An 11501-nucleotide genomic window follows, 5' to 3' on the forward strand; every position below is an offset into this window, starting at 1 on the left:
AAAGTGAGCAAGTCTCTGCAAGCCATTCGTGGCATGAACGACATCCTGCCCGAACAGACCCCGCTGTGGCGTTATTTCGAGGGCACTGTCGCGCGTCTGCTGGATAACTACGGTTACAAGCAGATCCGCATGCCGATCGTCGAATTCACCGAGCTGTTCAAACGCTCGATCGGTGAAGTGACCGACATCGTCGAAAAAGAGATGTACACCTTCGAAGATCGCAACGGCGACTCTCTGACCCTGCGTCCGGAAGGCACAGCGGCGTGTGTGCGTGCGGTGCTCGAACACGGCATCACCGGCGGTGGTCAGGTGCAGAAACTCTGGTACATCGGCCCGATGTTCCGCCACGAGCGTCCGCAGAAAGGCCGTTATCGCCAGTTCCACCAGATCGGTCTGGAGGTGTTCAACCTCGACGGTCCGGACATCGACGCCGAACTGATCATCATGACCTGGCGCCTGTGGGGCGAGCTGGGTATCCGTGATGCGGTCAAGCTCGAACTCAACAGCCTGGGCACCAGCGAGTCCCGTGGTCGCTATCGTGAAGCGCTGGTCGAGTACCTCTCGGCGCACCACGACAAGCTCGACGAAGACAGCCAGCGTCGCCTGAAAACCAACCCGCTGCGCGTGCTCGACACCAAAAATGCCGACACTCAAGCCGTACTGGTCGATGCGCCGAAGATGGCCGACTACCTGGACGACGAATCCCGTGCGCACTTCGAAGGTCTGAAGGCGCGTCTGGACGCGGTTGGCATCCCGTACGTGCTCAACCCGAAACTGGTGCGCGGCCTCGATTACTACAGCAAAACCGTATTCGAATGGGTCACCGACAAGCTCGGCGCCCAGGGCACTGTCTGCGCGGGCGGTCGTTACGACGGTCTGGTCGAGCAGATGGGCGGCAAGCCGACTACAGGCGTGGGTTTCGCCATGGGCATCGAGCGTCTGGTGTTGATGCTCGAAACCCTGGAGCAGATCCCGGAAGAAATCTCCCGTCAGGTCGACGTTTACCTCTGCGCCTTTGGCGAGGAGGCCGAACTGGCCGGTCTGGCCCTGGCCGAGCGTGTGCGTGACCAGCTTCCAAACCTGCGTCTGCAAGTCAATGCCGGCGCCGGCAGCTTCAAAAGCCAGTTCAAGAAAGCCGACAAGAGCGGTGCGCTGTACGCACTGATTCTGGGTGACGACGAAATGGCCCAGCAAGTGGTAGGTTTCAAACCCCTGCGTGGCCAGGGCGAACAACAAAGCATTGCCTGGGATGCGCTTGCCGCTCACCTGGCCACCTGCGTCGTGCAGGGTTGAAGCTGTCTAAACAGCCGATTTAGCGATTAAGGAGTATTGGGGTGTCGAGTACCGAAGACGAACAGTTGGCGGATTTGAAGGACTTGTGGACACGCAACGGCAAACCTCTGGTCACTGGCGGCCTGTTGGCGCTGGTCATCGTGTTCGGCTGGCAGGCTTTTCACAAGTATCAGAGCAACCAGTCGCAAGGCGCCTCGGTGCTCTATCAGCAACTGCTGGAAACCACGCTGACCCCGGACGGCAAGCCTGACGCTGCCCGCGTTGCGGATCTGGCCGGCAAGCTCAACAGCGAATTCGGCGGCACCGCGTACGCGCAGTACGGCAGCCTGTTCGTGGCCAAAGTAGCGGTCGACAGCGGCAAGCTGGACGACGCTGCGACTGAACTCAAAGCCATCGTTGCCAAACCGGCCAACCCGGCGCTGGGCGAAATCGCCCGTCAGCGTCTGGCGCAGGTGCTGGGTGCGCAGAACAAAGCCGATGAAGCCCTGAAGCTGCTCGACGGCGATGCCGACAAGGCGTTCCTGGCCACTCGCGAAGAACTCAAGGGTGATCTGCTGGTTCAGTTGGGTCGTACCGACGAGGCGAACACCGCGTATCAAAAAGCCAAGGCGGCACTGTCGGATGAAGCGGCAGTCGGTGGCCTTCAAATCAAGCTCGACGACCTGGCCAAAGGGGATGCGTGACGTGATCCGTTGGAAGCATGCAGCATTGCTGGCTCTGGCCATTCTGGCCGCGGGTTGCAGCAGCAACAGCAAAAAAGAACTGCCACCGGCCGAGCTGACCGACTTCAAAGAAGAAGTGGTTCTGCAAAAGCAGTGGAGCCGTTCGATCGGTGACGGTCAGGGCGAAACCTACAACATGCTGGTGCCGGCGATCGATGGTGACACCATCTACGCGGCCGATGTGACCGGCGTGTTGATGGCCATGGATCGCAGCAATGGCGACGTGAAGTGGAAAAAGGATCTTGAACTGCCTGTCTCCGGTGCCGTTGGCGTAGGTTACGGTCTGGTCACGATCGGTACCTTGAAGGGTGAAATCGTTGCCCTCGACGCCATCAACGGCGAAGAGAAGTGGCGCGCCCGGGTTTCCAGCGAAGTCCTCGCGCCACCGGCCAACAACGGTGACGTCGTAGTGGTACAGACTCAGGACGATCGTCTGATCGGTCTGGACGCTGCTACCGGCGACCGTCGCTGGACCTACGACAGCACCCCTGCGGTACTGACCCTGCGCGGCACCAGCGCCCCCGTCGTGACCAACCGCCTCGCGGTGGCTGGCCTGTCGACCGGTAAAGTGGTCGCCCTGGACATTTCCAACGGCGTGCCGGTCTGGGAACAACGGGTCGCGATTCCAACCGGTCGTTCGGAACTGGAGCGCGTGGTCGACATCGACGGCGGTCTGCTGCTGTCCGGCGAAACGCTGTACGTTGCCAGCTACCAGGGTCGCGTTGCGGCACTCGATCTGCAAAGCGGTCGCCAATTGTGGCAGCGCGATGCATCGAGCTATGCCGGTGTCGCCCAGGGTTTCGGCAACGTATACGTGAGCCTGTCTTCGGGCACCGTTGAAGGCGTTGACGAGCGTTCGACCACTGCACTGTGGAGCAACGACTCGCTGGCTCGTCGCCAGCTGTCGGCGCCGGAAGTGTTCTCCAGCTACGTAGCCGTTGGTGACATGGAAGGTTACCTGCACCTGTTGAGCCAGGTGGACGGTCGTTTTGTGGGTCGTGAGCGTATCGACAGTGACGGCCTGCGTGCCCGTCCGCTGGTGGTGGGCAACACGATCTATGTGTATGGCAACAGCGGCAAACTGGAAGCCCTGACCATCAAGTAACAACTATGCTTGGGGTTAACCCCCCAGGCAGCTTCATTGGTGGGAGCGGGCTTGCTCGCGAAGGGCGTCAACGAAGACGCGTACAGCCTGAATAAACGCGGTGCTGCTACGGTTTTTCGCGAGCAAGCCCGCTCCCACAGTGTTGCCCCGAGCACCAGCCGCTGCCTCGCAGCGGCTTTTGTATTTTCTGAAATAACGAAGTGGAGAGCCGCATGGTTCCCGTAATCGCCCTGGTGGGCCGACCGAACGTCGGCAAATCCACCTTGTTCAACCGCCTGACCAGGACTCGCGACGCCATCGTCGGCGACTTGTCCGGTCTGACCCGTGATCGCCAGTACGGTGAGGCCAAGTGGCAAGGGCGTTCCTACATTCTGATCGACACCGGCGGTATCTCCGGTGACGAACACGGTATGGACGAAAAAATGGCCGAGCAGTCGCTGCTGGCCATTGAAGAAGCGGATGTTGTGCTGTTCCTGGTAGATGCCAAGGCCGGTTTCACCGCCGCCGACCAGATGATCGCCGAACACTTGCGCAAGCGTAACAAGCGTTCCCACGTGGTGGCCAACAAGGTCGACAACATCGACCCGGAAATGGCCCGCGCTGAATTCGCCCCGCTGGGCATGGGCCACGCGATCCCGATCGCCGGTGCTCATGGCCGTGGTATCACTCAACTGCTGGAAGCGGCACTGAGCGATTTCCCGCGTGACGAAGACGAGCCGCAGGAAGGCGAAGAGGAAGAGATCGTCGCCGAGGGTGAGGAAGCCAAGCGCATTCCTGGCCCGAGCGAAAAAGACGGGATCAAGATCGCCATCATCGGCCGTCCGAACGTCGGCAAGTCGACCCTGGTCAACCGCATGCTCGGTGAAGACCGGGTAATCGTCTACGACCAGCCCGGCACCACCCGCGACAGTATCTACATCCCGTTCGAGCGTAACGACGAGAAGTACACGCTGATCGACACCGCCGGTGTGCGCAAGCGCGGCAAGATTCACGAAGAAGTCGAGAAATTCTCCGTGGTCAAAACCCTGCAGGCGATCAAAGACGCCAACGTGGTGATCTTCGTGATGGACGCCCGCGAAGGTGTGGTCGATCACGACCTCAACCTGCTGGGCTTTGCCCTCGAAGCCGGCCGTGCGCTGGTGATCGCAATCAACAAATGGGACGGCATGACCCCGAGCGAGCGTGACTTCGTCAAGGTCGAGCTGCAGCGTCGGCTGTTCTTCGTCGACTTCGCCGACATTCACTTCATCTCGGCGCTGCACGGTACTGGCGTGGGCAACCTCTACGCCTCGGTGCAGAACTCGTTCAAGTCCGCGGTCACCCGCTGGCCGACCAGCCGCCTGACGCAGATTCTCGAAGACGCGGTCAGCGAGCACCAGCCGCCGATGGTCAACAGCCGCCGGATCAAGCTGCGTTACGCTCACCTGGGTGGTGCGAACCCGCCGATCATCGTGATCCACGGTAACCAGATCGAGAAAGTGCCGAAGTCGTATGTGCGCTATCTGGAGAACACTTACCGCCGTGTGCTGAAGCTGGTCGGTACGCCGATCCGCATCGAGTTCAAAGGTGGCGAGAACCCGTACGAAGGCAACAAGAACACGCTGACCGACCGCCAGGTCAACAAGAAGCGTCGCTTGATGTCGCACAACAAGAAAGCCAGCAAGAAGCGCCGCGACAAGAAGTGATCCTGTGGTGAGGGGATTTATCCCCGACGGGTTGCGAAGCGACCCCAAATACCTGTCATAGGGTTTGCGACTGCTTCGCAGCCGATCGGGGATAAATCCCCTCGCCACAAGGTTGCTGCGGTATAAATGAAAGAAGGGTGCTCAGTTGGGCGCCCTTTTTTTATGGGCGCCGGATGGGCTATTCTCGGGCTCTCCCGCGCCGCCGTCAGAGCCGGGTGTAGAGCAGGGAACCCCTCGATGATCACCAGTAAGCTGCCGAATGTCGGCATCACTATTTTCACGCAGATGTCTCAGCTCGCGGCGCAGACCGCAGCGATCAACCTGTCCCAGGGTTTTCCTGATTTCGACGGCCCGCAGTCCCTGCGTGACGCGGTCGGTCGGCATATCGCCAGCGGCCATAACCAGTATTCACCGATGACCGGCCTGCCGGCGCTGCGCGAGCAGATCGCGGCGAAGATCGCGCGCAGCTATGGCGTGAAAGTCGATGCCGACAGCGAAGTGACCGTGACGCCGGGCGCGACCCAGGCGATCTTCTGTGCGATTCAGGCGGTTATCCACAGCGGTGACGAAGTCATCGTGTTCGACCCGTGCTACGACAGTTATGACCCGGCGACGCAGTTGGCGGGCGGCCGCTGCGTGCATGTGCAGCTGAACCCGCACGATTTCTCCATCGATTTCGACAAGCTCGCCGCGGCCCTCAGCCCGCGCACGAAAATGATCGTCATCAACACCCCGCACAACCCGAGCGGTGCACTGATCAGCCGTGCCGAACTGGATCAACTGGCGGAGTTGATCCGTGGTCGCGACATCTATCTGATCAGCGACGAGGTGTACGAACACCTGGTGTTCGACGGTGTGCCACATGTCAGCGTGTTGGCTCACGAAGAGCTGTATCAGCGCGCCTTCGTGGTCAGCTCGTTCGGCAAGACCTACCACGTCACCGGCTGGAAAACCGGTTACGTGGTTGCGCCCCCGGCGCTGACCGCCGAGCTGCGCAAAGTGCACCAGTACGTCAGTTTCTGCGGGGTCACGCCACTGCAATACGCCCTGGCCGATTACATGGCCGAGCACCCGGAACACGTCGAAGAGCTGCCGGGTTTCTATCAGGCCAAACGCGACCTGTTCTGCGATTTGCTGGCGCCGTCGCGCTTTACCTTCACCCGCGTCACCGGCACGTATTTCCAGTTGGTCGACTACTCGCGGATCCGCCCTGACTTGAACGACGTCGACATGGCGATCTGGATGACCCGTGAACACGGCGTCGCCAGTATTCCAGTTTCGGTGTTCTATCAGAATCCACCCGAAGGCCAGCGCCTGGTGCGCCTGTGCTTCGCCAAACGCGAGGAGACGCTGCGCGAAGCAGCGGCAAAACTATGCGTGATCTGAGTGCATTGCCCGATCTCCATCTGGCGCTGATCCAGACCAGTCTGGCCTGGCATGACCGTCAGGCCAACCTCGAGCACTTCGAGGTGCTGCTGGAGCAGGCCAGAGGCGCCGACCTGATCATCCTGCCGGAGATGTTCACCACCGGTTTCTCCATGGCGTCGGAAACCCTCGCCGAAGCCGAGCATGGCCCGACCAGCAAGTGGATGAAGGCGCAGGCCGCGAAACTGAATGCGGTGATCACCGGCAGCGTGATCATTCAGGCGGTGGACGGCAGCCATCGCAATCGCCTGCTGTGGGCACGCCCGGACGGCGAAGTCTGGCATTACGACAAGCGCCACCTGTTCCGCATGGCCGGTGAGCACAACCACTACACCCCCGGAGAGCGCCAAGTGCAGTTCGAACTCAAGGGCTGGCGCATCCGGCCGCTGATTTGCTACGACTTGCGCTTCCCGGTGTGGAGTCGCGACGCGCAGGACACCGATCTGCTGCTGTACACCGCCAACTGGCCGGGTGCGCGGCGTCTGCACTGGAACCGCTTGTTGCCGGCGCGGGCGATTGAAAACCTGTGCTACGTGGCGGCAGTGAACCGGATCGGCACCGACGGCAAGGGCTTTGCCTATACCGGCGACAGTCAGGTGCTGGATTTCCAGGGCGAGACATTGCTGGCGGCGGGGGAGGCCGACGGCGTGTTCAAGGTTGTGCTGGAGGCCGCGCCATTGGCGGCGTATCGGGAGCGCTTTCCGGCCAATCTGGATGCGGATACCTTCGAACTCACTTGATATTCGCGAGCAAGCCCGCTCCCACAGGTAGAGCGCAATACCCTGTGGGAGCGGGCTTGCTCGCGAAGAGGCCAGATCAGGCAACACAAAACCAGCAGGCATAAAAAAGGCCCCGGAACTTACATTCCGGGGCCTTTTGCATGTCAGCGAAGGCTTAAGCCGCTTTCGCCTCAGGCTGGCTCAACGAACGATTCAGCGCACTGAACAGCGCCTTGAAGCTGGCGGTAGTGATGTTTTCATCGATACCCACGCCATGCACCGCACGCTCACCGTTCACTCGCAGCTCGATGTAGGCCGCTGCCTTGGCGTTGGTGCCCGCGCCGATCGCGTGTTCGTTGTAGTCCATGATCTCCACCGGAATCGGCAGGCCGGCCACCAGGGCTTCCAGCGCACCGTTGCCCTTGCCGCGCCAGTGCAGGTTGGTTTCGCCCTGACCCTTGCTTGCCACTTCCACTTCGACGGCGCTGTTACCGTTTTCTTCCTGCAGGCGATGGCTGACCAGCGCGTACGGGGTGTTGGCTTGCAGGTATTCGCTGATCAACAACGAGTGGATCTGCTTGGCGGTCATTTCCAGGCCGAGGCGATCGGTTTCCCGCTGCACGACCTGGCTGAACTCGATCTGCATGCGACGCGGCAGGCTGATGCCGTATTCCTGCTCCAGCAAGTAGGCGATACCGCCCTTGCCCGACTGGCTGTTCACACGAATCACCGCCTCGTAGCTGCGGCCAATGTCGGCCGGGTCGATCGGCAAGTACGGGACTTCCCACAGGGTGTCCGGTTTCTGCTGGGCGAAGCCCTTGCGGATTGCGTCCTGGTGCGAGCCGGAGAATGCGGTGTGGACCAGGTCGCCGACGTACGGGTGACGCGGGTGCACCTGGATCTGGTTGCACTCTTCGACGACTTTGCGCACGCCGTCGATGTCGGAGAAATCCAGCTCAGGGTCGACGCCCTGGGTGTACATGTTCAGTGCCACAGTGACGAGGTCAACGTTACCGGTACGCTCGCCGTTGCCGAACAGGCAGCCTTCGACGCGATCCGCGCCGGCCATCAGGCCCAGCTCGGTAGCGGCGACGCCGGTGCCACGGTCGTTGTGGGTGTGCAGGCTGATGATCACGCTGTCACGACGGTTGATGTTGCGGCCGAACCATTCGATCTGGTCGGCGTAGACGTTCGGCGTTGCGCATTCGACGGTGGCCGGCAGGTTGAGGATCATCTTGTGCTCAGGCGTCGGATTCCAGACCTCGATCACCGCGTCACAGACTTCCTTGGCAAACTCCAGCTCGGTGGCGCTGAAGGTTTCCGGGGAGTATTCGAAAGTCCACTCGGTGTCCGGCTGCAACGCCGCGTATTTGACGAACAGCTTGGCGGCGTTCACTGCGATGGCCTTGATGCCGTCCTTGTCCTGGTTGAAGACGATGCGACGGAAAGACGGCGAGGTGGCGTTGTACAGGTGGACGATGGCTTTCTTCGCCCCGCGCAGGGATTCGAAGGTGCGCTCGATCAAGTCTTCACGGCCTTGGGTCAGCACCTGAATGGTGGTGTCGTCCGGGATGTGGCCTTCTTCGATCAGGGTACGCACGAAGTCGAAGTCGGTTTGCGAAGCGGCCGGGAACGAGGCTTCGATTTCCTTCACACCCACCTGAACGAGGGTTTTCCAGAAGCGCAGCTTCTTCACCGCGTCCATCGGCTCGATCAGCGACTGGTTGCCGTCCCGCAGGTCGGAGCTGCACCAGATCGGCGCGGCGTCGATGGTTTTCGACGGCCAGGTGCGATCCGGCAGATTGATGACGGGGAACGCGCGGTATTTCGAAGACGGGTCTTTGAGCATGCTCATCGGGAAATTCCTTATTGTCTGGGCCGAAAAGAGGCGGCCTGCCGGTGGAACGAATGTTCGGGAAAACGCTTGGGACGAGGCGCAGCGATTCAGCCCGGCAGTCGTGCGCTGACGAGGCACAGACTGCGGTGCTGGCGAAGCTGAATAAGGGTGTGAGAGGTTTTCATGCCTTCAACCCTAACCGCGAGGGGAGAGGATGGCAAGCAGTCGAAAAAAATTGAGAGGAATACTCGAAAAGCGGGGATTAGCGCGATTTTATTGTGCTTCAGGCGAATGATCGTGTTGATGTTTGCGCGGGGCTTGATTGGGGCGCAATTGAAACTGGTGGGGTGTCAGCAGGGTTTACGCTGTGGGATGGGCCGCCTTCGCGAGCAAGCCCGCTCCCACAGTTGATCGTGTTCACCACACAAATCCAGTGTGGGAGGGGGCTTGCTCCCGAAGGGGCCGGTAGCCTCAATCAGGAATTACGGTTGGAACGCACCAATGAAAATCGCCGGATCCACCCGCGCATCGTTCAAGCTGATGTTCCAGTGCATGTGCGGCCCGGTCGCCCGGCCGGTCGAGCCGACCTTGCCCACCACCGCGCCACGGGCCAGTTGATCGCCGACCTTCACGTCGATTTTCGACATGTGGCAGAACATGCTGATAAAGCCCTGTCCGTGATCGACAAACACCGTGTTGCCGTTGAAGAAGTAGTTGCCGGTCAGAATCACTTTGCCCGCCGCCGGGGTCTTGATCGGCGTGCCGGCGGGCACTGCAAAGTCGAGGCCGGCATGGGGGTTGCGCTCTTCGCCATTGAAGAAACGGCGCACACCGAACTTGCTCGACAATGGTCCGTTGACCGGTTTGTCCAGCAGCAGGTTGCTCGGGGTGTTCGGACTGAAGCTGCGGTAGGCCTTGATCTGCTCGGCCAGTTCACCCTCGATGCGCTTGAGGTTGGCCGGGTTCGGGTTGACCTGTTGAGTGTTCTTCAGGGTGATGTGCTGTTCCGGGTATTTCTTGTTGCCAACCGTGAACGGCAGATTGCGCTCACCGCTGCTGATCTGCTGGCTGCCGGGTTTGACCGTCAGCGGCACACCGACAATCGCCAGCCAGTTGTTCTGTTCTTTCACCACCAGCACCGGTTTGCCCTGATAGGTGGCTTTTGGTGCCTGCGCGGCGCTGCCCAGATCGACCACCGCGACGCCGCCCGGCACCGGTTTGTTCAGCAAACGGGTGATGTAGCTGTCGGCGTGGGCGTTGAAGGAGGTCAGGCACAGCAACAATAACGGAGCAAAAAAACGCGGCATGGATCAGTCCAGTAAAGAAAGGGTGACAGGCGTCAGGTGGTTGTCCTCGACGCGCACTTGCAGTTCGCCTTCGCCCAGCTTGGCTTTCAGGCGTTGGCCGGTGTGGGTCTGCGCGGCGTTGCGAATGGCGTGCCCGCGCTCATCGAGCAGAATGCTGTAACCCCTGCCGAGGGTCGCCAGCGGACTGACCACATGCAGCGTCTGCATCTGGCTGTGCAGTTGCAGGCGACGGCTTTTCAGACCTTCGCGCATGGCTCGCGGCAGGCGTTCGGCGAGGCTGTCGAGGCGCTGACGGAGCATCGCCAATTGGCGTCCCGGATGTTGCCCGGCGAGGCGGGTTTCCAGGCGGATCAGGCGCTCGCGGCGGGTATTCAGTTGGCGTTCGAACGCCCGGCGCATGCGCATGTCCAGGTCATCCAGGCGTTGCGCTTGCTGGCGCAGGCGTTCGCCGGGGTGGCGCAGACGGCGGGCCATGCCTTCCAGGCGCAGACGATCGCGCATCAGCCGGTCGCGCATGCGCATCACCAGACGCCGGTGCAGGCTTTCGACCTGACGGATCAGGTGGCTCGAATCCGGGGCCAACAGCTCAGCGGCAGCAGAGGGCGTTGGTGCGCGCACGTCAGCCACGAAATCACTGATCGACACGTCGGTTTCATGCCCGACGGCGCTGACAATCGGCGTCACGCAGGCATCGACCGCGCGGGCCACGGCTTCTTCGTTGAAGCACCAGAGGTCTTCCAGCGAACCACCGCCACGGGCGAGGATCAGCGCGTCGAAACCACGGGCGTCGGCCATTTTCAGCGCGCGGACGATTTGCGCCGTGGCTTCACGGCCCTGCACCGCAGTCGGGATCAGCGTCAGTTGCACCTGCGGCGCCCGCCGGCGGAACACGCTGATGATGTCGCGAATCACCGCGCCGGTCGGCGAGCTGATGATGCCGATGCGTTGCGGATGCGCCGGCAACGGCACTTTGCGTTCGGCACTGAACAGACCTTCGGCGCTGAGCTTTTCCTTCAGTGCATCGAAGGCCAGGCGTAGCGCGCCGTCACCGGCCGGCTCCACGGTGTCGAGAATCAGTTGGTAGTCGCCACGTCCTTCGAACAGCGAGACCTTGCCGCGTACCTTCACGGCCAGACCGTCCTTCAGCGCCTGACGCACCCGCGCCGCATTATTGCGGAACAGCGCGCAACGCACCTGCGCACCTCTGTCCTTGAGGGTGAAATACACGTGACCGGACGCCGGGCGCGCGAGGTTGGAGATTTCGCCTTCGACCCAGATGTTGCTGAACACGTCTTCGAGCAACACCCGCGCGCGGCCGTTGAGCTGGCTGACGGTCAGGACTTCACGGTCCAGGCCAAGTCTTGCAAAGGGATCTTTAATCATGGGGCGCAGTTTAAGGGCATTTGCC

General features: G+C 61.2%; 9 protein-coding genes. 6 read left to right on the forward strand and 3 right to left on the reverse strand.

Annotation, left to right across the window (positions count from 1 at the left end):
- Positions 1-3: 3 nt before the first annotated feature.
- From hisS to V3W27_RS22820, 6 genes are all read left to right on the forward strand, one after another.
- Positions 4-1293, forward strand: coding sequence for a histidine--tRNA ligase (gene hisS / locus V3W27_RS22795; RefSeq protein ID WP_027612134.1), 1290 nt, complete (start codon positions 4-6; stop codon positions 1291-1293).
- A gap of 41 nt (positions 1294-1334) precedes the next feature.
- Complete coding sequence (locus V3W27_RS22800) at positions 1335-1976, forward strand: YfgM family protein (RefSeq protein WP_330207612.1); 642 nt, start codon at positions 1335-1337, stop codon at positions 1974-1976.
- Positions 1969-3120, forward strand: coding sequence for an outer membrane protein assembly factor BamB (gene bamB, locus V3W27_RS22805; RefSeq protein ID WP_095136893.1), 1152 nt, complete (start codon positions 1969-1971; stop codon positions 3118-3120). The genes V3W27_RS22800 and bamB overlap by 8 nt, the downstream gene beginning before the upstream one ends.
- 212 nt (positions 3121-3332) lie before the next feature.
- Positions 3333-4805, forward strand: coding sequence for a ribosome biogenesis GTPase Der (gene der / locus V3W27_RS22810; RefSeq protein WP_041071834.1), 1473 nt, complete (start codon positions 3333-3335; stop codon positions 4803-4805).
- Between the two features lie 237 nt (positions 4806-5042).
- Entirely contained in the window at positions 5043-6191 is a 1149-nt protein-coding gene (locus V3W27_RS22815; protein WP_330207613.1) for a pyridoxal phosphate-dependent aminotransferase, read from the forward strand.
- The gene (locus tag V3W27_RS22820; RefSeq protein ID WP_330207614.1) at positions 6179-6970 is read left to right on the forward strand and encodes an amidohydrolase; all 792 of its coding nucleotides are present in this window, start codon (positions 6179-6181) and stop codon (positions 6968-6970) included. Before V3W27_RS22815 ends, V3W27_RS22820 begins: the two co-directional genes overlap by 13 nt.
- Before the next feature lie 154 nt (positions 6971-7124).
- On the opposite strand, the gene leuA is transcribed toward V3W27_RS22820, so the two are convergent.
- From leuA to xseA, 3 genes are all read right to left on the reverse strand, one after another.
- Complete coding sequence (gene leuA, locus V3W27_RS22825) at positions 7125-8804, reverse strand: 2-isopropylmalate synthase (RefSeq protein WP_330207615.1); 1680 nt, start codon at positions 8802-8804, stop codon at positions 7125-7127.
- Positions 8805-9268: 464 nt separating this feature from the next.
- Positions 9269-10093, reverse strand: coding sequence for a peptidoglycan DD-metalloendopeptidase family protein (locus tag V3W27_RS22830; RefSeq protein WP_247268054.1), 825 nt, complete (start codon positions 10091-10093; stop codon positions 9269-9271).
- A 3-nt stretch (positions 10094-10096) separates the two neighbouring features.
- Positions 10097-11476, reverse strand: coding sequence for an exodeoxyribonuclease VII large subunit (gene xseA / locus V3W27_RS22835; protein ID WP_330207616.1), 1380 nt, complete (start codon positions 11474-11476; stop codon positions 10097-10099).
- Positions 11477-11501 lie beyond the last annotated feature (25 nt).

This window comes from Pseudomonas sp. AM14(2022) (assembly GCF_036346455.1).
Classification (GTDB): domain Bacteria; phylum Pseudomonadota; class Gammaproteobacteria; order Pseudomonadales; family Pseudomonadaceae; genus Aquipseudomonas; species Aquipseudomonas putida_A.

Bases quoted from the DNA above. Each gene is read 5' to 3' on its own strand.
- xseA (WP_330207616.1), bottom strand. From the start codon at position 11,476: ATGATTAAAGATCCCTTTGCAAGACTTGGCCTGGACCGTGAAGTCCTG.
- der (WP_041071834.1), top strand. From the start codon at position 3,333: ATGGTTCCCGTAATCGCCCTGGTGGGCCGACCGAACGTCGGCAAATCC.
- V3W27_RS22815 (WP_330207613.1), top strand. From the start codon at position 5,043: ATGATCACCAGTAAGCTGCCGAATGTCGGCATCACTATTTTCACGCAG.
- leuA (WP_330207615.1), bottom strand. From the start codon at position 8,804: ATGAGCATGCTCAAAGACCCGTCTTCGAAATACCGCGCGTTCCCCGTC.
- bamB (WP_095136893.1), top strand. From the start codon at position 1,969: ATGCGTGACGTGATCCGTTGGAAGCATGCAGCATTGCTGGCTCTGGCC.
- V3W27_RS22830 (WP_247268054.1), bottom strand. From the start codon at position 10,093: ATGCCGCGTTTTTTTGCTCCGTTATTGTTGCTGTGCCTGACCTCCTTC.
- V3W27_RS22820 (WP_330207614.1), top strand. From the start codon at position 6,179: ATGCGTGATCTGAGTGCATTGCCCGATCTCCATCTGGCGCTGATCCAG.